Here is a 22,180-nt window from a genome sequence, read left to right as displayed (position 1 = left end):
CCAGCTCAGTAACCGAGCCACTTCGGATCGAGCTCGATCGAGTACTGATCCACGAACCTGAACACGACCCCTCCCGCGTCCGTCCTCGCGCTGACGGCGTACACGGACTCGTTCGCCTGAGGTCGGTGGTCGGTCGGGCTGAACGAGATGGGCCCGGCCGTCATCCCGTCGAGCACCACGTTCTGGAAACTCTCGAGCGCGGCCTTCAGGTCCTCGCCCGTCGGGCTCTCGTGGCCGGCCTCGATGGCCCTCTCGACGGCCTTGCGCCACATGAGCGCCGCCGCGTGGCCCTGGACGTAGAACTGGTCCTTGTACCTGTCGAGCGGGCGGCCGTCCTTCTCCCGGTACACCCGGTGGATGCGCAGCATCTCCGCCATGCCGCTCGACTGCTGCGTGTCACCGAAGACGGGCACGGGGAACAGGCCGTAGAAGATGCCGGCGCACGCGTCCCCGCAGATCTCCAGGGTCCTCTCGCCGATCCCCCAGTTGTTCGCGATCACGCGGAGCCGCCAGCGGTCCTTCTCCGGGAAGGCGCGATCGACGAGCCGCTGCGCGGCGGCGGCGCCCTTGCCGACGAACGACGAGGAGACGACGCTGTTGCCGGCCCAGAACCAGCTCGTGGGGACGTAGGACGGGTTCGCCCGCTTCTTGTCGATCTCCCGCTCCACGTAGCGAGTCACCGCGTCGACGATGAGCCCCTCGTCCTCGAGGGACGACGTCTGCGGGACGATCAGGTCCTCGCCGAGCAGCATGCCAGGGAGCTGCTCGACGTACGATTTGCCCGCCGCCAGCGGATCGACGCAGTAGAGACACCTGTCGATTGTCTCGTGCACCATCGCGATGCGCCCGGGCGCGATCTTCCAGGCCGCCTTGATCCCGATGCGGATCGCTGTCGAGTAGTCCGTGGCCGGGAAGAAGATGTACGGGTAGCCCGGGCTCGTCTTGTGCTCGGTCGCGACGACGCTCTGGCCGAGCGCGTTGAACTCGTCGTACTGAACGTCCGCCGAGATCGGCACCGGCGTGGCGAGCGAGCCGGCGTACGAGCCGGGGATGATGAGCTTCTTCTCTTGCGTGAGCTTCGGCGCCACGCGGGTTGTCGGCCCGGTGCCGAAGACGAACAGCGTGGAGACCTCGCCCCACGCGGGCTCGCGCCGCCACGCCGCGATGATCTCCTCCGTGATGGCCGGGTCATACTGCGCATCGCGCATGTCGACGTCGATGGAACAGCCACGGAGGCCCCCCTCGCTGTCGTTGAGGTGACGCAGGTAGTCGTAGACTCCGTGGCTGTAGGGCGGCGCGATGTCGGTGGCAGTCCCCGTGTCGTCGGTCGTGATCCGGACGCGGAGCACCCCTGTGCAGCGAGCGCCCACGGCCGCGGCAGACCCGGCGAGGGAGGCCGCCGCGGCGCCGGCCGCGGGCGCCTGCCCGTCCGGCCGGCGCACCGAGATCACCACCGCCGCGATCAGCGCGGCCACGCCGAGCCCGCCGATCAGGTAGCTGCGGTGTTGAGGCGTGACGGCCGTGCGGAGCGTCGACCTCCGGTCGATCGAGTCGGACGCGGTGCGCGGCGTCGAGTTCCCGATCTCCCCATCGGTGCTCAGGGTCTGGAGGCGCCGCCCGTCCGGGCCCTCGATCTGGCTCAGCCGGGAGTGGCGCTCCTGGTGCGCGTCCGCCGGGCTCGCGCTCCGGTCGAGGTGCGCCTTGACCTGCCGCTGCATGCTGGCGCGGCGCTCTGCGAACAGGCCCCGCATCCTGGCGCCGACCTCGTCGGCGCGGACGTCCTCGTCCGCCCCGCGCAGGTAGTCCTCGAGCGCCCCGCGCATCTCCTGGGCGGTCGCGAACCGCCTCGACGGGTCGCGATCGAGCGCCCTCGCCACGATGGCGTCGAGGGCCGGCGGGATGTCCGGGTGGACGAGCGAGGGCCGCCGGATCTCGTCCAGGGCCGCGAGCTTCCAGAGCGCGCTCACGGCGTCGCCCCCGAACAGCCGCTCGCGCGTGAGGAGCTCCCAGAGCACGATGCCGGCCACGAAGATGTCGGCGCGCCTGTCGATCGACGCGCTGTCGGCCGCCTGCTCGGGCGCCATGTAGGACGTCTTGCCCTTCAGCTTCCCGGTCTCGGTGAGGTTCGCGTTGATCGACGCCTTGGCGATGCCGAAGTCGAGCAGCTTCACCGCGCCGTCGTAGGTGACGAAGATGTTGTGCGGCGAGACGTCGCGGTGGACGATGCCGAGCGGCGTGCCGTCGTAATCGCACAGCTCATGGGCGTAGTGGAGGCCCGAGAGCATGTCGGCCACGATCCTGATCCAGACGCCGCGCGTGAAGGCCTCCGTGCCCGCCGCTCCCTGGGCCACCGCCCGCATGATCGCGTTGAGCGGCTGACCCTCGAGATACTCCATCACGGTGAAGTAGCCGGCGTCGTCCTCGCCGACCTCGTAGGTCTGGACGATGTTGGGGTGGTTGAGGCGCGCGGACAGCTTCGCCTCGTCGAGGAACATGGTGACGACCCGCTCGCCGTCCGCGGCCATGTCGCGGTGGCGCTTGACAACGACGAGCTTGTTGAAGGCGCCGGGGCCCCGCGCGATCGCCAGGAACACGTCCCCCATGCCGCCCCGGCCGAGCTTCGCGATCAGGCGGTATTTGCCCATGATCGCCGTCTGGGTAGGCTCCGCGTCCGAGGTGTCTTGACCCGTGCCCACCATGTTCCCGGCTGTCCTCAGGGGCGCGCGTCGCTCCGATTGGATTGGCTATAGGAACAAAGGCGCTTATCGTTGTCAACGCCCGCGACCCCCGGCGCGGGCTCGGTCGCTCTCGGTCGCTCTCGGTCGCTCTCGGTTGCTTCTGACGCACGTGCCTCGCGCTCGGGTGGGTGAGGTCGCGGCATGAATGCGTTCATGTGGTGATACCACCGAGTCGAGATCATCGATTCGGAGGCGTTTCGCGTGACCGTCACAGCACCGTCATGTTTGCAGCGGCACGGTCCGCGTCGGCGCCGCGGTGGGCCGGTGAGGTGGGGCACCACGACGTCGCTCTTCGTGCCTCGCTGCGAGCACGAAGGCGCGCGCGGTGAGCTGGTTGGACGGAATTGGTTCTCCCCCCTGGATCGGCTCCAGCGCTGGGGTGCCGGGGCGGCCGCGCTACCGGGGGTCGGGTTCGCGCCGTTCCCCCTCGAGGTGCTCGTAGGGCGCGCGCGTCATCAGGCGTACATCCTCGACGGGGCCGCCGACGGTGAAGTGATAGAGGCTCTGGAAGGCATCGCCGGTGATGCCGCACAGCTCGTGAAACACGTCGTCGAAGTAACAGCCGATGCCTGTCGCGCGGACGCGGCCGCCGCTGTCCCGCGCGGCCTCGGCCTCGAGGTACAGCGCGTGGCCGAGGACGCCGGCCTCCCAGAAGAGCCGGCGATACCAGGGGGCGCCGCGCTCCCGGAGCGTGGCGCCGAAGTCGGCGACCATCCCGAGGCTGAACGCGCCGTCGGCGGCGATCTCCTGGTGGCAGCTCACGATCTGCGCTGGGCCGCGGAGATCAGCCTCGGAGAGGCGATAGAGGCGCAGGTGGTCCGGACACCCCTCGGGCCTCTCCCAGTCGAAGGGGTGCGCGAGCGCGGCGCGTAGCCGCTCGTGCGCGGCCTCCGACCGCTCGAGCACATAGAGGCCCTGCGCGAGGCCGCGGACGCGGTGCACGAAGACGACAGCATGCACAAGCGGCGCCCACGGGAGCGCGTCCCACGGGGGCACGCCGGGGCGGGGGAGGAGGCGGTCGAGCATGGCGTAGAACGTCTCCGCGCCGATCGAGGTGTGGCCGTCGAACGCGGTGGCGCTCCGCCGCGTGCGGATGACCTCCGACGCGAGGGCGCCCGCGCCTGGCGTGCCGTCCGCGCCGTCCGCGTCGTCCACGCCGCCCGCAAGCGGCGGCAGCGCGGCCTCGGGGGCGGCCGCGGGCTCCTCGGTGTGAGGCTTCCACGTGGCCAGGGCGGCGTCCTCGATGACGTCCCAGTCGACGTGGCTCGGGCTCAGCGCGTTCGCGCGGCCGGCCCACGCGCCGCCGGCGACGACGCGGATCACCTCGGCCGCGCTCGCGCCGACAGCGCGCGCGGCGGCGAGCGCTGTCGGCGCGAGCGGCGCCGCCGGCACGAGGAGCAGCGCGGCGTCGGGGTGCTCGCGATCGGCGGCCGCGATCCCGGCGAAGTCCGCGTCGCGATCGAGGCCGAGCAGCGCGGACAGCTCGGCGTCGCCGAGGTCGTCGAGCAGCACGGCGGACCAGCCGAGCGCCGCCGCGGCGTAGCGGATCGCGGCGAGGGCGTGCCCGGCGTCGTGCTGGCAATAGCGGAACGCACGCTCGCCGTACTTCCACGCCTCGCGCCAGTGGACGGAGCTCAGCCCCACGACGAAGCTCCCCTCGGGGAAGAGGCCCGCGAGGGCGCGGGCGGCGGCAGGGTCGAGCGTGGCGCGGCGCTCGAGCGCGTGGTCGCGGCTCACGTAGTGATAGAGACCGGCGGGCACGCCGGGCGCGCCGGCCAGGAGGAGGTATCCCTCGGTCGGGTGGAGATTCCCGCTCGAGGGGTTGCACCGGAGCGCCCAGCGCGAGCCCCGGGTCTCCTTCCAGGCGGAGAGGCCCAGCGAGAGCTCGACGAGGGCCGCGATCGACTCGAGATCGACCGCGGCGGTCGGCACGGCGCCAGGGCGGTAGAGGTCCCGGTACGCGGCGGTGAGCCCGCCGGCGCGGAGCGGCAGGAGGAGCCGCGGGGCGCCCTCGAAGGTGCGGAAGGGATCGGGCTGCGTGCTCCAGTCGAGGTACCCCAGCGCGCGGGCATACCGATCGAGGCGGTGCTTCGTGCGCGTGTGATACGAGAGCGCGCGTTCAACGGGGGTTGTCGACATGGGCGGGTCGGGGCGCGCAGCGTAGCAGCGCCCCGGGGCGTCGCTACCGGAGGGGGCGGGCTGGTCCGTTGTCGATTCTCATCGCGCGCTCCGTGGTTCAACATCGCCCCCGCGCGCGTCCCCCGCGGCCAACGGCGCGCTCCCCGCGGCGCGTCCCCCACCGAGCGTTCCCCCGAAGCCCGAGCCCATGATTCGCCTCCTCGCGGACAGCCCCCTCCTTCTGCTCTTCCTCGTCTCCGCCGTCGGCTTCCTCGTGGGGCGCCTCCGGATCGGCGGCTTCCACCTCGGCGTCGCGGCGGTGCTCTTCGTGGGCCTCGGCGCCGGCGCCGTCGACCCGGCGCTGCAGCTCCCCGAGTTCGTGCCCGCCTTCGGCCTCGCGCTCTTCGTCTACACGGTGGGGCTCAGCAGCGGCCCGGGGTTCTTCGCGTCGCTGCGCCGCCGCGGCCTGCGGGACGCCGGCCTCGCCGCCGGCGCGCTGCTCGTGGCCGCCGCGCTCGCGGCGCTCGCCGGGCGCCTCGCCGGCCTGCGCGGCGCCGTCGTCGCCGGGATCTTCGCGGGCGCCACCACGAGCACCCCGGCGCTGGCCAGCGCCCTCGAGGTGATCAAGTCCGCGCCCGAGGCCGCGCGCGAGGCGCTCTCCAGCGGCGCCGTTGTCGGCTACTCGGTGACCTACCCGCTCGGGGTGCTCGGCGCGCTCGGGGCGATCGGCCTCTTCCAGCGGCTCTTCCGGCTGGATCCGGACGCGGAGGCGCGGAGCCGGCGCGGCGCCGGGGCGGCAGCGCCGCGCCTCACCAACGTCACCGTGCGCGTCACCCGCGACGAGGCGCTCGGCGCGCCGGCCGGCGAGATCCGGCAGCGGCACGGGCTGCACGTGCTCTTCGGCCGCATGCGCCGCGGCCAGCAGCTCGCGATCGCCACCGACGCGACAGTGTTCGAGCGCGGCGATCTCGTGGGCGTGATCGGGGGCGAGGACGACGTGAGCGCCGCCGCGCTCCTGCTCGGCGAGGCCACGACCGAGCACCTGGAGTTCGACAGGTCCCTCATCGATTTTCGCCGGATGTTCGTCTCCCGCCCCGGCGTCACCGAGCGGCCGCTGCGCGCGCTCCGGCTCCCGGAGCGCTTCGGGGCGATCGTCACGCGCGTTCGCCGCGGGGACGTGGAGCTCCTGCCCGACGACAAGACCGAGCTCGAGCTCGGCGACCTCGTGCGCGTCGTCGCGCCGCGCGAGCGCATGGAGGCGGTCGCGCGCTACCTCGGCGACTCGTTCAAGGCGATCTCGGAGATCGACGTGATCACGTTCAGCCTCGGGATCGCCGTCGGGCTGCTGATCGGCGCGGCGCCGATCCCGCTGCCGGGCGGGGCCCCGATCAAGCTCGGGTTCGCGGGCGGGCCGCTGCTCGCGGGGCTCGTCCTCGGTCGCCTGGGGCGAACGGGGCCGCTCGTGTGGACGCTGCCGTTCAGCGCCAACCTCACGCTGCGGCAGCTCGGCGTCGTGATGTTCCTCGCCGGCGTCGGCACCCGATCCGGCACCTCGTTCGCGCGCACGCTCCAGCAAGGCGGCGCCGCGGCGCTGATCGGGAGCGGCGCGGCGATCACCGCTGTCGTCGCCGCCGGGACGCTGATCGTCGGCCACCGGCTGCTCCGGATCCCGATGGGCGCCCTCACCGGGATGCTCGCCGGCATCCAGACGCAGCCGGCGGTGCTCGCGTTCAGCCTGGAGCAGGCGCGCAGCGACGCGCCGAACACGGGGTACGCGTCCGTCTACCCGGTGGCGACGCTCGTGAAGATCATCGCGGCGCAGCTCCTCGTGCGGCTGCTCTGATGGCTCGCCCGCAAGGCGGGTGAAATCCGCGCCGCGCGCGATCGGCCTCCCACGGGCGCCGCGCGGCGGCGGGCGGACATCGCAGGACACGAGGCGGGTACCGCGGTCGGCCAGCGCGCGGACGGCTCATTGATCTGCTCACGGTGGAATAATTCAGTGCTGGTGCTCGCGAAAATTTTTTGAAACATTGTGTGAGCCCGGGACTGGAAAGCAGTCACCCGGTTTCCTAGCGGTCGGGCGGAGGTGGCGGGACTCACGTCCTGCCGAAGAACGACTACTGCCATGCCCATGCCAAACATCCCGGACCCACCAGAGCCAGCACCGACAGCGCCGGCTCCATCGACGTGGAAGTCCGATCTCGTCTCAGGGTTCCTCGTCTTCTTGATCGCTCTCCCGCTCTCCCTCGGCATCGCCATGGCGAGCGGATTCCCCCCCATCGCAGGTGTGCTCACCGCCGTCGTCGGCGGCGTCATCGCCACCTGGCTCGGCAGCGCGCCCCTCACCATCAAGGGCCCGGCCGCGGGGCTCATCGTCATCGCGCTCGGCGCGGTGCAGGAGCTCGGCGGCGGGGACAACGCGACAGGCTACCGCCGCGCGCTCGCCTGCATCGTCGTCGCCGCCGCGGTGCAGATCGCCTTCGCGCTCGCGCGCGCCGGCGCCCTCGGCGACTTCTTCCCCTCCTCGGTGGTGCACGGCATGCTCGCGGCCATCGGGATCATCATCTGCTCGAAGCAGGTCCACACGCTCCTCGGCGTCGCCCCGACGTCCAGGGAGCCGCTCCACCTGCTCCTGGAGATCCCGGCGAGCGTCCTGCGGCTGAACCCCGAGATCGCCCTGATAGGCGTCCTGTCGCTCGTCCTCCTGTTCGGCTATCCGGCGGTGGCCAGGCGGACGCGGTGGACGCAGAAGATCCCCGCGCCGCTCCTCGTGCTCGCGGCCTCGATACCGCTCGCGTTCGCCTTCGACCTCGAGCACGAGCACACGTACACGCTGTCGGTGACGGACTCGGTCTACACGATCGGGCCGAAGTTCCTCGTCACCCTGCCGGGGAACCTGGCGCAGGCCATCACCTTTCCGGACTTCAGCCAGGTCGCCACGCTCGCGTCCATGAAGTATGTGCTGATGTTCTCCCTCGTGGGAAGCATCGAGTCGCTGCTGTCCACGAAGGCGGTCAGCTCCCTCGATCCCGAGAAGCGCCGCCCCGACCTCGACAGGGACCTGCTCGCCACCGGCGCCGGCAACCTCGTCGCGGGCCTGCTCGGCGGGCTGCCCATGATCTCGGAGATCGTCCGCAGCTCCGCCAACATCGGCTACGGCGCGAGGAGCCGGCTCTCGAACTTCTTCCACGGCGCCTTCCTCCTGCTGTTCGTCGCGTTCGCGCCGGGGCTCATCCACCGCATCCCGCTCGCCGCGCTCGCCGCGATGCTCACCTTCACGGGCACCCGCCTCGCGTCTCCCACGGAGTTCGTGAAGACGTTCCGCGTCGGCAAGGAGCAGCTCGTTGTCTTCGTCGCCACCGCCGCGATCACCATCGCGACCGATCTGCTCGTGGGGGTCGTGGTCGGGATCGCCGTGGAGATGTGCATTCACGTGCTCCACGGGGCGCCGCTCCGCAGCCTCTTCCGGCCCGAGATCGAGGAGAGCGTCGAGGGCGGACGGCTCGTGCTGCGCGTCAAGCAGGCCGCCGTCTTCAGCAATTACCTCTCGATCAAGCGGAGGCTCGCGCGGCACCGGGACGTCCCTGTCATCGAGATCAACTTCGCCGCTACCCGCCTGGTCGATCACACGGTCATGGCCAACCTGCACGACCTCAAGGCCCTGATCGAGCGCGAGGGGCGGGCGCTCTCGCTGTCGGGCCTCGACGACCACGGCCCGATGTCGTCGCACCCGCTCTCCGCGCGGAAGAAGGTGGCCTTCGCGACGGCGGTGAGCCGGTGAGCCCGGTGAGCCGCTGAGCCCGCACGGCGTGCGCGACGTGCGCGAAAGCTGCGCGTGCACGCCGCGCTTTTTGGAGCGATACTCGGGAGACGTACGATTGACATGAATGAACCAAGTGCGAAGTCCGGCGCAGACGAAGCTCCAGTAGAGCGCCTGCGCGCCGTCCTCCAGCACGCCGGTCACCTCCTGCCATCGCAGGGGCCCATCGGCGTGTTCGTCCACCACAACACGCTGCACGCGTTCCAGCACCTGCCGTTCCACGACGCGCTCGCCGCGGCGAGCGCGCTGTTCGAGGCAGAGCCGTACCTCTCCGAGGCGGAGTACCGCGCGCACATCGCGTCGGGCCGGATCGGCGACCAGGACGTCGAGGCGGCGCTCGCCGAGCGCTTCGCCGAGCGGCCTGACGAGCGCCGCGGGCCGCTGTCACGCAACGAGATCGAGCGCTTCGCGCTGCGCTTCCCCATCGAGGCCGCCACCGAGGCGGGGCTCCGGTGGCGCATCGCCGAGGCGGGAGAGACGCGCAGGCTGAGGCCCGACCTCCCGTCCGAGCCGCGCCGCCGGATCCTCGTCGGCACGGCGCGATGGCTCGTCGAGCGCCCGGAGGCCGCCGCGAGCCTCGTCGCCGAGGTCGGCTACGATCTGGAGGTCCGCGCCGCGCTCGCCCTCTGGGACGCGTGCCGCCGCGCGCCGCTGCCGCCGGCGCCGTCCGTCGAGGTGCCGCTCGCCGACCGCGTGGGCGTCGATCGATCCCACCGCGATCTGCTGCTCGCGCTCACGGGGGAGGATCCGGCCGGGCTCATCGACCCGCTCTTCATCCGGCTCCTCGGCGCCTACCTCGACGAGGGCGTCGCGCACTGGGCGATGCCGGACCGCGCGCAGGGGCTCTTCCGCGCGTTCCGCAGCCTCGTGCTGGAGGGCGCGATGCCGGCCGGCGCGCACCTCGCCGGGCTCGACGCGGAGCTCGGCCGGATGGGGGCGGACGCGTCGCCCGCGGCCGTCGTCACGGGCGCCCTGCGCGAGCTCGGCGTCGCGGAGGACCGCTGGGAAGGCTACGTGACGCGCGTCCTGCTCGAGCTGCCGGGCTGGGCCGGCATGGTCCACCGGCTCGAGCACACCCCGGGCGACAGGCCGCACGGCGCGCCGCCCGCGTCGCTGCTCGAGTACCTCGCGGTGCGCCTGACCCTCACCCGGTACGCCCTGCGCGACGTGGCGCGCCGGCGGCTCGGGTTCGAGGGGCCCCTCGCGGGGCTCGTCGAGCACGCGAGGCGCGCCGGGCCGCCGCCGCGCTCGCCCGACAGCGATCGCCCGTTCCTTCTGTTCCAGCTCGCGCAGCTCGCGGGGCTGTCGGTCGCCGAGATGGAGGCGCTCCCGCAGGCCGAGCGCGTCTGGGCGCTGGAGGTGCTCGAGGCGTTCGACGAGACGACGCGGCGGCGCCTGCTGCACGAGGCGTACGAGCATCACCACCGGGTCGAGGTGCTGCACGGCATCGCGGCGAACCTGCGCCGCCCGGCGCACGAGCGCGCGGTCCCGGCCCCCCGGTTCCAGGTCGCGCTGTGCATCGACGACCGCTGCGAGGGCCTCCGGAGGCACTTCGAGGAGCTCTCCCCGCGGCACGAGACCCTCGGCATCGCCGGGTTCTTCGGCGTGCCGATCCGGTTCCGCGGGCTCGACGACGCCGGCCACGTGAGCCTCTGCCCCGTCGGCGTCGAGCCCGCGCACGAGATCGTCGAGCGGCCCCGCGAGGAGGGCGCCTTCCATCTCCGGAAGGCGCGCCGCAGGCGCTGGGCGCGCTTCGTCCACACGCTCGGGCACGGGACCCGGACCCTCTCGCGCGGCCTCCTGCTCACGCCGACCCTCGGGCTGCTCTCCACGATCCCGCTCGTCGGGCGCGTCCTGTTCCCGACGGCGTTCGCGCGGCTGCGCCGCGCCCTCGAGCGCCGCTTCCTGCCGGCGGTGCCGACCCACCTGCACAGCCCGCACGAGGAGGGGGCTCCGGTGGGCAGCGGAGGGGCGCCCTTCACGGCCGCCGAGAAGGCCGCGAGGGTGGCCGCGACGCTCGAGATCATGGGGCTCACCCGCCGCTTCGCGCCGATCGTGGCGGTGCTCGGCCACGGCGCGTCCAGCGTGAACAACCCGCACCAGTCCGCGTACGACTGCGGCGCGTGCGGCGGCCGGCACGGCGGCCCGAACGCGCGGCTGTTCGCCGCCATGGCCAACGACAGGGAGGTGCGCGCGCTGCTCCGCGGCCGCGGCATCGACATCCCGGACGGGACCTTCTTCCTCGGCGGGATGAACAACACGACGACGGAGGAGATCGTCTTCTACGACGAGCACCTCGCGCCGGCGTCGCACCGCGGCGAGATCGAGGCGCTCGAGCAGGCCCTCGGCGAGGCGCGCAAGCGGCACGCGCACGAGCGCTGCCGCCGCTTCGCGTCGGCGCCGGAGCGCCTGAGCCCCGAGCAGGCGCTCGCGCACGTCGAGGCGCGCGCCGTGGACCTCAGCGAGGCCCGGCCCGAGCTCGGGCACGCGACCAACGCCGTCTGTGTGATCGGCCGCCGCGAGCTCACCCGCGGGATGTTCCTCGACCGCCGGGCGTTCCTCGTCTCGTACGACCCGACGCAGGACCCGACAGGGGCGATCCTCGAGCGCGTCCTGCTCTCCGCGGGGCCGGTCGGGGCGGGGATCAACCTCGAGTACTACTTCTCCCGCGTCGACAACCTCCGCTACGGCGCCGGGACCAAGCTGCCGCACAACCTCACCTCGCTGCTCGGGGTCATGGACGGCTCGCTGAGCGATCTGCGCACCGGCCTGCCGAAGCAGATGATCGAGATCCACGAGCCGGTGCGCATGCTCACGGTCGTGGAGGCGAGCGCGGCGACGGCCGCGGCGATCTGCGCGCGGCAGCCGGCGCTGCGCGAGCTCGTCGTCAACGGCTGGATCCAGCTCGTCTGCATCGACCCGGCGACGGGCCGGTTCGAGCACTTCACCCGCGGCGCCTTCGCGCCGTTCACGCCGCCGGAGCACCCGCTGCCCGCGGTCGAGCGGTCGGTCGACTGGTACGCGGGCAAGCGCGGCTTCATCCCGCCCGCCATCGTCCGCGCCGCGCTCCCACGGTCCCTGACGGAGGTCTCTTCCCATGCTGCCTGACGTCCTCCTCGGCAAGCTCGCCGCGGTCGCCGTGCTCTCGCCGGCGGTCGCGTTCGCGGCGCTCGGCGCCTACCTGCTCCTCCTGCGCACGCCGAGCGAGCGCGTCGTGTCGGGCGCCGTGCTGTCGGCGCTCTCGCTCTCGCTCGTCGCCTCGCTCGTCGCCTGGGGCTCGTCCGTCGTGGCGCCCTACACCTTCCTCTCGGTGAAGCTCGGGCACTGGTTCGAGATCCCGGGCTACGCGTTCGACATCGTCCTGCTCGTCGACCGGCTGTCGACGACGATGATGGTGCTCGTCTCGCTGATCGCGCTCGTCACCGGCAGGTTCTCTGTCGCGTACCTGCACCGCGAGCCGGGGTTCGCGCGGTTCTTCCTGCTCCTCGCGCTGTTCTCGGCGGGCATGCTGGCGCTCGTGTCCGCGGGGAGCATGGACCTGCTCTTCGTCGGCTGGGAGCTCGTCGGCGCGACGAGCGTGCTGCTCGTGGCGTTCTTCCACGAGCGCGCGGCGCCGGCGCGGGCGGCGCTGCGCGTCTACATCACCTACCGGCTCTGCGACGTGGGGCTGCTCGTCGGCGCGGTGCTCATGCACTCGCTCGCCGGCTCGGCCAGCTTCGGCGAGGTGTTCGGCGGCGCCCCGTGGCCCGGGTCCGCCGCCGCGATCAGCGCCTCCGGGGCCACGGCGCTCGCGCTGTGCCTGTTCTTCGCCGCGATGGGCAAGAGCGCGCAGTTCCCCGTCGGGACCTGGTTGCCGCGGGCGATGGAGGGGCCGACGCCGTCGAGCGCGCTCTTCTACGGCGCGATCTCGATCCACGCGGGCGTGTACCTGATGCTGCGCGCGGCCCCCGTGCTCGAGCGCTCGCCCGCGGCGAGCGCGGTGGTGGCCTGCGTCGGGGCGCTCACGGCCGTCTACGGGACGCTGGTGGGCCGGGTGCAGGCGGACGTGAAGAGCTCGCTCGCGTACGCGACGATGTCGCAGGTCGGGATCATGTTCGTGGAGATCGGGCTCGGGTACTACTGGCTCGCGCTGGTGCACCTCTTCGCGCACGCGTGCCTCCGGTGCCTGCAGATGCTGCGCGCGCCCGCGGCGCTCCGCGACGCGCAGGAGATCCGGGCCGCGCACGCGAGCGAGCCGCTGCCGCACCTCGCGATCGCCGCCCGCGTGCTGCCGGCGTGGCTCGTGCGGCGCGCGTACTGGGCCTCTCTCGAGCGCTTCCAGGTGGAGGTGCTGCAGCAGCGGTTCATCGCGGCGCCGCTCATGCGCCTCGGGCAGGTGATCGACGGCTTCGAGCGCCGCTGGGTCGCGGCGCTGAGCGGCCTCGCCGAGCGCGACGAAGGCCGCGCCGTCGGGGCGGGCGCCCCCGACGAGCGCGCGGGCGCGGCGGCGCCGGCGCCCCAGACGAAGGGAGCGCGGTCGTGAGCATGTTCCTGATCCTCTCGGCCACGATCCTCGCGCCCGCGCTCGCCGCGCTCTCGGTCTGCCGCGCGCGCAGCGACGCCGCCGCGCGGCGCATGGCCCTCGCCGGCGCGGCGCTCACCCTGGCGCTCTCGCTCGCCGCGCTCGCGCTGTTCCACGCGGCCGGCGGCGCCGCGGTCGAAGCGGTCGGCCCCGCCGTGCCGGTCCTCGGCGTGCGCCTCCGCCTCGTCCTCAACGGCTTCAGCGTCTCCCTGCTCCCGCTGCTCGGCGCCACGCTGCTCGCCCTGATCGCCGCGGGCCCGCGCGCCGCGCTCGATCGGCGGAGCCTCGCGGCGGTGCTCGTCACCGCGAGCGCCATCCTCGGCGTCTACTGCGCCGCAGACCTGGTGGTGCTCGCCGTGGCGTGGGTCGCCGCGTTCCTGCCGGGCGCGCGCCTCATCGCGCGGAGGGCCGCGGCCGATCAGCTGCTCCGGCGCACCTACCGCATCTTCCTCATCGGCGGCACGGCGCCGCTCGTCCTGGCGCTCGGCGTCATCGCCGCGCTCGCCGCGCGGCGCGGCGTGGCGCCGCCGTTCGACATCCAGGAGGTCGCCCGCGCGGGCGTCCCGGAGGCGTGGCAGTCGCCGCTCTTCGCGCTCATCGGCATCTCGGTGCTGATGCGCATGGCCGCGGTGCCGTTCCACGGCTGGCTGCCGGTGCTGCTCGAGCGCGGGCCGCTCGGGGTGACCGTGCTGCTCGCGGAGATGCAGGTCGGCGTCTGCGTGATCGTGCGCGTGGTGGCGCCGCTCCTGCCGGAGAGCTGCGCCGAGGACATGCCGATCCTCGCGGCGCTGGGGCTCTTCAGCGCCCTGCACGGCGCCATCCTTGCGCTCACGCAGACCGATCTCCGCCGGATGATCGGGTACCTCGTGGCGAGCCAGAAGGGGCTCGTGCTCCTCGGGATCGCGTCGATGAACCCGCAGAGCCTGAGCGGCGCGCTGCTCCAGAGCTTCGCCCTGTCGATCGCCGTCACCGGGGTGACGATGGTCGTCTGGGCGATCGAGGCGCGCACGGGCACCGCGGACGTGAGGGAGCTCGGCGGCCTCGTGGCGAGGACGCCGCGCATGGCTGCGTTCTTCCTCCTGCTCGCGTGCGCGACGATCGGGTTCCCGGGGGCGCTGACGTTCATCGGCGAGGATCTGCTCCTGCACGGGATCCTGCACGTCCACCCCGTGCTCTCGGTGCTGATGCTGGGCGCGACGGCGCTCAACGGGATCACGATGTTCCGCGCGTTCAAGCGCACGTTCCTGGGCCCGCTCCGCCGCGGGGCGAAGGGCGCCGCCGGCGTGGAGCCGCTCCTGTTCCGCGAGCGCGCGGTGCTGCTCTCGCTGCTGGTGCTGACCGTGACCCTCGGCGTCGCGCCGTCAGGGCTGCTCGCGCTGCACGCGCCGGTGGTCGAGCGGGTGCTCGCCGGCGTGAGCCACGGCGCGGGGGGCGCGGCCGGCTGCGATGGCGCCTGCGCTCAGGAGGGCGACGTCGCCCGGCTGGAGCGGATCTCGAGCGTGGCGACGTCGCCCTGACCTGCCCCGACAGACCCCTGCGCCGCGGGCCCGCGGCCGAGGACCTCGAAGACCTGCACGGGCCCCCTGGCCCCCACGAACGCGCGCTGCCCGCGCGGCGCGCACTGGAAGCCGGTGGCCTTCGTGTGGACCTCGCCGCTCACGAGGATCTCGTTCCGCCCGGCCGCGGCCTGGAGCTGGGCGGCGACGCTCACGACCTCGCCGAGCACCGTGCAGTCGAGCCGGCGGCAGGACCTCGATCCGAGCTCGGCGATGATGAGCTCGCCGGTCGCCACGCCGACGGAGATGCCGGGGACGAAGGCCGATGTCTCCCCGGCGCGGCGCGCCAGCGTCTCGAGCTGCGCGCGCACGACCAGGCAGGCGTCGAGCGCGCTCGCGACGTGCGTGGGGCCGCGGAAGAGGGCCATGACGCAGTCGCCGAGGAACCTGTCGATCATCCCGCCCCGCATCGAGAGCTCGAGCGCGATGACGTCGAGGTTCGCGTTCAGCATCCGCACCGTCTCCTCCGAGCGCTTGCCCCGGGCCGCGTCGTGGAAGCCGGCCAGATCGAGGAAGGCGACAGTGCCCTCCGCGACCTCGCACGCCCCGAAGCCGTCGGGGCAGCGGAGCCGCTCGACGGCGAGCGGGCTGGCGAACGTGCGCAGGAGGTCGTTCTCCCGGCTCGATCGGCTGTTGTCGCGCAGCTCGCGCACCTGCTTCAGCGTCTTCTCGATCGTGAGCTCGAGGTCCTTGAAGTCGATCGGCTTCACCAGGAAATCGAACGCGCCCCGGTTCATCGCGGTGCGGATGTTCTGCATGTCGCCGTAGGCGGACACGACGACCGCCCGCGCGTGCGGGGTCACGTCGCCGATGTGGGGCAGCAGCGTGAGGCCATCCATGCGGGGCATGTTGATGTCGGTGAGGACAACATCGGTGTCGGGGTGATTGCGGAGCTCGGCGAGGGCGCTCTCGCCGTCCTCGGCGAAGACGAAGTTGTAGATGCCCTCGCGGATCTGGCGGCGAAAGCACTGCTTGATCAGGGCGGAGACGTCGGGCTCGTCGTCGGCGATCAGGATCTTGGCCGGGCGCCGCTCGTTGCCCGCGGCCAGCGCGGCGAACGCGGCGGCCATCTCGCGCGCCGACCGGAAGCGCTGGGTCGGGTCCTTGGCCAGCGCGCGCTCGAAGAACCTGTCGAGCTCGGGCGACAGCCCGGGGACGAGGCTCGACGCGGGAGGGAAGGGCTCCGTGCAGATGCCCACGACCAGCCCGCCGAGCGTCTTCGCGGTGAACGGCAGCTCGCCGGTGAGCGCGCAGTACGCGAGGACGCCAAGCGACCAGAGATCGCTCCGGTGATCCACGACCGCGCCGCGCATCTGCTCCGGGCTCATGTACGTCGGCGTGCCGATGAGGCCGCCGCCGCCGGTGAGGCGCAGATCGTCGCTCTTCGACAGCATGGTGACCACGCCGAAGTCGAGGAGCTTCACGACCTCCTCGGCCTCGGTCCGGGCGAGGAACACGTTCCCGGGCTTCAGGTCGCGGTGCACGATGCCCGCGGCGTGCGCGGCCGCGAGGCCGCGGGCCGCCTGCGTCACGATCGACGCGACAGCCGGGAGCGGGAGCCGCCTCACGCGATCGATGCGGCGCTGGAGATCCTCGCCCTCGAGCAGCTCCATCGCGATGTAGGGCCGCTCCTCGTCGAGCCCGTGGTCGATGCCGTAATCGTAGATGTGCACGACGTGCTGATTGCGGAGCTGCGCGATCGACTTGGCCTCGCGATCGAAGCGCGCGCACGACTCCGGCGACTCCACGTGTTCGGCGCTCATCAGCTTGAGCGCGATACGCCGCTGAAGGCGCAGGTCCTGCGACTCCCAGATCTGCCCCATACCGCCGCCGCCGATATGCCGTATCAGCATGTACTTCCCGGCGATGATAGGTTCTGCCATGGCGGCCCCATGCTACAACGGTGGAATACGGGAGTCAATGGAGCAGCGTGCGCTCATCCCCGCGTTCTGCCCTACATCCATCCTCCACGCTCAGGGCTCGAGGATGATCGATATAGGGGCCGCGCGGCGGCCCGACCAGGGCCCTACGCGGCGCCGAGCTCCGGGCCGGGCGCGCGCTTCGGGAGCGTCACGATGAACTCGGTGGACTCCCCTTCTTCCGTCTCGAAGGTCAGCGTGCCCCCGTTGCCCTCGACGACGATGTTATGACAGATCGAGAGCCCGAGCCCCGTGCCCTCGCCCGGCGGCTTCGTCGTGAAGAAGGGGTTCATGATCTTGTCCCGGATCCCCGCCGGGATACCGACGCCGTTGTCATGGACACGGAGCTCGACACGATCGCCGAGATCGCGTGTCGTGACCCGGATCTGGGGTGAAGACCCCTGTCCGCGCGCCGCGTCTCTCCGGCGCACGGCGTAGCAGGCGTTGTCGACCAGGTTGATGACCACGCGGCTGATCTCCTGCGGGACGAGGCTCACCTGGCCGATGGACGGGGAGAGGTCCAGGTCGATCGATATCTCGGCGGACTGGGTGCGGACGCGGGCGCCGTGATAACCGATGTTGACGTACGTCGCCACGAGCGTGTTGAAGTCGACCTCCTGGCGCTCTCCGCGCTCGCCTCGCGAGTGGTCGAGCATCGATCGGATGATGCCCTCCATGCGCCGCCCGTGCTCGCCGATCTTCTTCACGTTGCTCGTCAGGTCGCCGAGCGCCTCCGTGAGGTACTCTTCGCGGTCGTCGTCGAGCTCCTGGGCGAGGGTCGATATGTCACCGCCGATGTCGTCGATGAGGCGGGCCGAGAGCTCGGCGAAGTTGTTGACGAAGTTGAGCGGATTCCGGAGCTCGTGGGCGATGCCGGCCGTGAGCGAGCCGAGCGAGGCGAGCCGGTCTTGCACGATCATGCGGTCCTGGGCCTCGCGCAGGCGCTTCAAGGTGGCCGCGAGCTCCTCGTTCTTCGCCTGCAGCTCTCGAGTGCGCGCCTGGACCCGCTGCTCCAGGGTGTTGTAGAGCGCGGCGTTCTCGAGCGAGATGACCGCCTGCGTCGAGAGCATCTGCAGGATGCGCATGCGGGCCGGGGTGAAGGCGCCCTTGACCAGGCTGTTCTCGAGGTAGACGATGCCGCGCCGGCCGCCCGGGCGGCCGAGCGGGAAGCAGAGCACCGAGCCGACCGCGTGGGCGGCGATGTGGGGGTCGCGCCCGAAGCGGGGGTTCGCGGCGGCGTCGTCGAGCACGACGCTCTCCTGCGTGCGCGCGACGTAATAGACGATCGAGGTGGGCAGACCCCGGCGTCCCCGGGGCGCGAGATCGGCGATCGGGATCGACTGGAGGACCTTGGCGTCCTCGTCGACGGCCTTCTCGCCCTCCACCACCCACAGGCCGCCCTGCTCGAGGAGCAGGTACCCGGCCTCGGCGCCGCTCGTCTCCAGGAGGATCTGCATCAGCCGGGAGAGGAGGCGGTCGAGCTCGATCTCGCGCGAGAGGTCCTGCGAGGCGTTGAGGACGCTGATCAGGTCGAGGACGCTGAAGTCGAGCTCTCGGCCGGCCGTCTCGGAGAACTTCGACGCCGCGAGGATGCCGGAGGCGACGTGCGGCACGAGCCCGGGGTGCTGCTTCTCCAGCGCCTTGGCCTTGGCGACCGCGCCCCAGCGCAGGTAGGCCTCGTGCGCGTCGCGCAGGTGCTGCCGCGCGAGCTTCTGGTCGCCCCGCGCGAGGTAGAAGCGCCCGGCGAGCTCGTGGGCGAGGGCGGCCTCGTGCTGGTAGCCGCTCTTCTCCGCGAGCTCGGCGCCGCGCTCGAAGGCGTCGCGGGCCGCGTCGTCCTGGCCGAGCACGCGCGCGCGCTCGGCGCGGATGAGGAGCAGCTTGTGCTCGTAGGTGGCCGGGCAGTGCTCGCGCCAGTTCTCGAGCTTGGCGATGTTCCGCTCCACGATCGCCAAGGTCCGCTCGCGCGCGGCTTCGTCGGCGTGGTCGTGGACAGCGAGGTGGGCGAGCGACTCGATGAGGGCCCAGGGGGCGGCTGATGCGCAGGTCTCCGCGACGACGAGGTAGGGTGCCGTGGCCTCCGCGAGCGACGCCGCCTGCTCGTGCTCGCCGAACAGGTAGCAGAGGAGCGTCTTGCAGAAGTGGTAGCTGAACAGCGCGCCGACGTCGCCGGCCGCCCGCTGCGCGGGGAGCCGCTCGGCCTCGACGTACGCAGGACCGGCGAGCACCACCTGATCGGAGGCCTTGCCGCGCAGGTTGAGCACCGTCTGCAGGTAGATCTGGTGCCAGCCGAGGACCATCGTCTGGCGGAGCTTCTCGATGACATGCGCGTACTGCTCCATGTCGGAGGCGAGCATCGCCAGATCGTCCCCGGCGAGGATCCGGGTCACGCAGAACGTCTCGGCGCACGCGGCGGCGTGGAACGGGTGGCCTGCCTCCACCGCGGATCGGTAGGCGTCCAGGAACATCGGGGAGAGCTCCTGGAGCGGCACCTTCACGTGCATGACGTGGAAGCCGCCGTACAGGTAGGTCTGCGCGCGGACCTCCTTGTTGCCCATCCGGTCGGCGAGGCGCAGCGCGAGGTGCGCGACGCGGTACGCCGCCTCGACGTTGGCGCCGCGGAGGAGCAGGAGCGCGTAGAACGTGAACCCGAAGGAGGACTGCGGCACGAGCCCGGAGCGCAGCGACATCTGGACCAGGCGGCCAATCGCGACGGGAAACAGGCTCATCCCGGCGATCCCGGCGATGTTGATCACCTGGTTCAGGATCACCATGCGCGCGCGATCGATCGGATCGCTGCACTCCGGCAGGCCGGCGAGCTCGTCGACCGGCCGGCCGTCCAGCGCCGCCGCGGCCTCGCGGAGCTCCCGCGCGATGTCCTCCGGCGCCGGGCTCTCCGGCAGCTCGACGTCGAGCCGCCGCAGCGCCTCGACGTAGGTCCGGATCGCGTCGGCGAGCCGGTGCTGCGAATAGTGGGCCTGCCCCTCGATCCGGAGAAGCTCGATCTCGTCGAGCACGCCGTGCAGCCGCGGCCGGACGGCCTCGCACAGCCCGTGCAACGCCTCGAAGTCGCCGTGCGAGAAGGCCGCCTCCGCCGCGACCAGGTGGAGGTCGCGCGCGAGCTCGTAGGCGTCGCTCCAGTCGCGCTCGCCGAGCAGCGCGATGCCCGCCCGGCCGTAGACCAGCGCCTGCTGCCCCGCGCCCGCCTCGAGCGCCCTCCGCGCCGCCTGCAGGTTGAGCCGCTCGAGCTCGGCGATCTCCGCCGGCTCGTCGATCGCCGCCCGCCCCTGGTTGAGCAGCCCCACGACGTCGAACAGGCGGCGCTCCTGCTCCTCCGCGGTCGCGCTGCGCAGGAGCCGCCGGCCGACGTCTCGGTGGAGGCGCGGCCCCACCTCGTCGTCCAGCATGGAGATCACGGCCTGCTGGATGCGGTCGTGCGCGAACCGGCAGCGGAGGCCTGGCCCCCCGGCCGCCATCTGCACCGCGGAGCTCACCGGATCGATCGGGATCAGGAGCCCCTCGGCCGCCGCGCTCCACAGGTCGCGGCCGACCTCCTCCAGGGAGCGGTCGGCCACGATCGCGAGGGTGCCGAGGTCGAACACGGCGCCGAGGCAGCCGGCCACCTTGAGCAGCTCCTGCGTCGCCGGCGGGAGCTGGCGTACCCGGCCCACCAGCAGCTCGACCACGTTGTCCGTGATCCCGCGCTGGCGGATGCGATCGAGATCCCACCGGAAGCCATCGACGCTGCGTTCGATCAGCCCGTCGGCATACAGGGACGTCAGGAACGCGCGCACGAAGAACGGATTGCCCGCGGTGCGCGAGAGCAGCAGCTCGGCGAGCGGGGGCGCGTCCTCCGGCGCGGCGTCGAGGGCGTCGGCGACCATGGCCGTGACGTCCCCCGGCCCCAGGGGCGCGAGCGAGAGCCGCTCCACGCGCGTCCCCTGCGCCTCGATCGCCCGGACCGTCACCGCGACGGGGTGCGCGTCCGTGACCTCGTTGTCCCGGTAGGAGCCGATCACGAAGAGCGGCAGATCCTGCGCCGTCGCGAGCAGCTCTTCGAGCAGCTTCAGCGCGTCGAGGTTGGCCCACTGGAGGTCGTCGAAGAAGATGCAGAGCGGGTGATCCGGCGTGGCGACGGCCGCGATGAAATCGCCCACCGCCTGGCTGAACCGCTGCCTCGCCTCGGTGGGGGGCAGCGCTGCCACGTCGGGCTGCCGCCCGAGCACGAACTCGAGGCTCGGGCACACGTCGATGAGGACCCGCGCCCGCTCGCCGAGCGCCTGCAGCGCCCGCGCGCGGAAGGCCGCGAGGCGCTCCTCGCTCTCGGTGAGGATCTGCTCGACCAGCGCGTGGAGGGCCTGCGCCAGCGCCGCGTACGGCGCATCGTTGTGGTACTGGTCGAATTTTCCAGCGATGAAGCTGCCCCGGCGCGCCGTGAGCGGGCGGTACACCTCGTGGATGAGCGCGGATTTCCCGACGCCCGCGTAGCCGGACACGACCATGAGCACCGCGCCCCGGCTCGCGCGCTCGAAGGCGTCCATCAGCCGCTCGAGATCTGCGTCGCGCCCGTACAGCTTCTGCGGGAGGTGGAAGCGCTCGGACCGGTCGTGGCGCGCGAGCGGGAACGGGGCCACCGCGCCGCGCTGGCGGAGCTGCTCCAGGCAGCCGGTGAGATCGGCGCGGATGCCGCGCGCGGACTGGTAGCGCTCGTCGGCGCTCTTCGCCATGAGCCTGAGCACGATGTCCGCGACGACCTCGGGGATCGCCGGGTTCAGCGCGCGCGGCGACGTCGGCTGCCGTGCGATGTGCGCGTGGACAAGCTCGAGCACGTCGTCCGCGGCGAAGGGGAGGCGGCCGGTGAGGAGCTCATAGAGGCTCACCCCGAAGGAGTAGTAGTCGGTCCGGTAGTCGACCGGCCGGTTCATCCGGCCGGTCTGCTCCGGGGACATGTACGCCAGCGTGCCCTTGAGCCCGCCGGGGCTCGTGAACGCGGTCGCCTCCTGCGGGAGCGCCGAGGCGAGGCCGAAATCGATGACCTTCACCCGGCCATCGGCTGGGCTCATCACGATGTTGGACGGGTTGAGATCGCGGTGGATGATGCGCCGCCCGTGGATCGCCTCGAGGACGCTTGTCACGTCGACGGCGAGCGTGAGGACCCGCTCGATCGAGAGGTGCCCCGCGATGTTCAGGGCCCTGAGCGAGGAGCCGCCGAAATCCTCGAGCAAGAGAGCATGGCGGCCGCCGTCCTCCGCGATGCCGTGGCTGCGGATGATGCCGTGCACGTCCTTGAGGTCGTCGAGGATCGCGTGCTCGTGGCGGAGCGAGGCGATCTGCGCCTGCGATGGGTGCTGCTCCTTCAGCACCTTGAGCACCAGCGGGAGCCCGTCCGACAGTCGCCTCGCACGATAGGCCGTCGAGCGGGCGCCGTCCCGGAGCCGCTCTAGAATCTCGCAGCCGCAGATCTCCATCGT

General features: G+C 72.2%; 9 protein-coding genes. 5 read left to right on the top strand and 4 right to left on the bottom strand.

Going from position 1 to position 22,180, the window contains the following annotated elements:
- Positions 1 to 5 precede the first annotated feature (5 nt).
- A complete protein-coding gene (locus WMF42_RS21600) occupies positions 6 to 2,699 on the bottom strand; it encodes a protein kinase domain-containing protein (RefSeq protein WP_437693977.1) in 2,694 nt (897 codons plus the stop codon).
- 435 nt (positions 2,700 to 3,134) lie between these two features.
- A complete protein-coding gene (locus WMF42_RS21595) occupies positions 3,135 to 4,877 on the bottom strand; it encodes a nitroreductase (protein ID WP_437693975.1) in 1,743 nt (580 codons plus the stop codon).
- A 187-nt stretch (positions 4,878 to 5,064) separates the two neighbouring features.
- Here WMF42_RS21595 and WMF42_RS21590 point away from each other — a divergent pair, with 187 nt between their 5' ends.
- The 5 genes from WMF42_RS21590 (at position 5,065) to WMF42_RS21570 (ending at position 14,754) form a co-directional block, all read left to right on the top strand.
- Positions 5,065 to 6,699 carry an aspartate:alanine exchanger family transporter gene (locus WMF42_RS21590; protein WP_437693973.1) on the top strand — a complete coding sequence of 545 codons (1,635 nt, stop codon included), beginning with the start codon at positions 5,065 to 5,067 and terminating at the stop codon, positions 6,697 to 6,699.
- A gap of 282 nt (positions 6,700 to 6,981) precedes the next feature.
- Positions 6,982 to 8,637, top strand: a complete 1,656-nt coding sequence (locus WMF42_RS21585; RefSeq protein WP_437693971.1) for a SulP family inorganic anion transporter — start codon at positions 6,982 to 6,984, stop codon at positions 8,635 to 8,637.
- Positions 8,638 to 8,739: 102 nt separating this feature from the next.
- A complete protein-coding gene (locus WMF42_RS21580) occupies positions 8,740 to 11,784 on the top strand; it encodes a YbcC family protein (protein ID WP_437693969.1) in 3,045 nt (1,014 codons plus the stop codon).
- A complete protein-coding gene (locus WMF42_RS21575) occupies positions 11,774 to 13,198 on the top strand; it encodes a proton-conducting transporter transmembrane domain-containing protein (protein WP_437693967.1) in 1,425 nt (474 codons plus the stop codon). Before WMF42_RS21580 ends, WMF42_RS21575 begins: the two co-directional genes overlap by 11 nt.
- Positions 13,199 to 13,200: 2 nt before the next feature.
- On the top strand, positions 13,201 to 14,754 hold the full coding sequence (locus WMF42_RS21570) for a complex I subunit 4 family protein (RefSeq protein WP_233561309.1): 1,554 nt from the start codon (positions 13,201 to 13,203) through the stop codon (positions 14,752 to 14,754).
- Here WMF42_RS21570 and WMF42_RS21565 read toward each other — a convergent pair.
- Together WMF42_RS21565 and WMF42_RS21560 are read right to left on the bottom strand one after the other, a co-directional pair.
- Positions 14,697 to 16,676 (bottom strand): protein kinase domain-containing protein, encoded by a 1,980-nt coding sequence (locus WMF42_RS21565; RefSeq protein ID WP_061607313.1) that lies wholly within the window; start codon positions 16,674 to 16,676, stop codon positions 14,697 to 14,699. The genes WMF42_RS21570 and WMF42_RS21565 overlap by 58 nt on opposite strands.
- Before the next feature lie 143 nt (positions 16,677 to 16,819).
- Positions 16,820 to 22,177, bottom strand: a complete 5,358-nt coding sequence (locus WMF42_RS21560) for a trifunctional serine/threonine-protein kinase/ATP-binding protein/sensor histidine kinase (RefSeq protein ID WP_437693965.1) — start codon at positions 22,175 to 22,177, stop codon at positions 16,820 to 16,822.
- Positions 22,178 to 22,180: the final 3 nt, after the last annotated feature.

It is taken from the genome of Sorangium sp. So ce176, from assembly GCF_051519835.1.
Taxonomy (GTDB): Bacteria; Myxococcota_A; Polyangia; order Polyangiales; family Polyangiaceae; genus Sorangium; species Sorangium cellulosum_G.
The sequence above is the reverse complement of the archived record's forward strand: the minus strand, read 5'-3'. Positions and strand labels throughout refer to the sequence as shown.

What these genes read in the sequence shown, in the direction of transcription:
- WMF42_RS21585 (WP_437693971.1), top strand. Translation starts at nt 6,982, where the DNA reads ATGCCCATGCCAAACATCCCGGACCCACCAGAGCCAGCACCGACAGCG.
- WMF42_RS21600 (WP_437693977.1), bottom strand. Translation starts at nt 2,699, where the DNA reads ATGGTGGGCACGGGTCAAGACACCTCGGACGCGGAGCCTACCCAGACG.
- WMF42_RS21595 (WP_437693975.1), bottom strand. Translation starts at nt 4,877, where the DNA reads ATGTCGACAACCCCCGTTGAACGCGCGCTCTCGTATCACACGCGCACG.
- WMF42_RS21580 (WP_437693969.1), top strand. Translation starts at nt 8,740, where the DNA reads ATGAATGAACCAAGTGCGAAGTCCGGCGCAGACGAAGCTCCAGTAGAG.
- WMF42_RS21590 (WP_437693973.1), top strand. Translation starts at nt 5,065, where the DNA reads ATGATTCGCCTCCTCGCGGACAGCCCCCTCCTTCTGCTCTTCCTCGTC.
- WMF42_RS21565 (WP_061607313.1), bottom strand. Translation starts at nt 16,676, where the DNA reads ATGGCAGAACCTATCATCGCCGGGAAGTACATGCTGATACGGCATATC.
- WMF42_RS21575 (WP_437693967.1), top strand. Translation starts at nt 11,774, where the DNA reads ATGCTGCCTGACGTCCTCCTCGGCAAGCTCGCCGCGGTCGCCGTGCTC.
- WMF42_RS21560 (WP_437693965.1), bottom strand. Translation starts at nt 22,177, where the DNA reads ATGGAGATCTGCGGCTGCGAGATTCTAGAGCGGCTCCGGGACGGCGCC.
- WMF42_RS21570 (WP_233561309.1), top strand. Translation starts at nt 13,201, where the DNA reads ATGTTCCTGATCCTCTCGGCCACGATCCTCGCGCCCGCGCTCGCCGCG.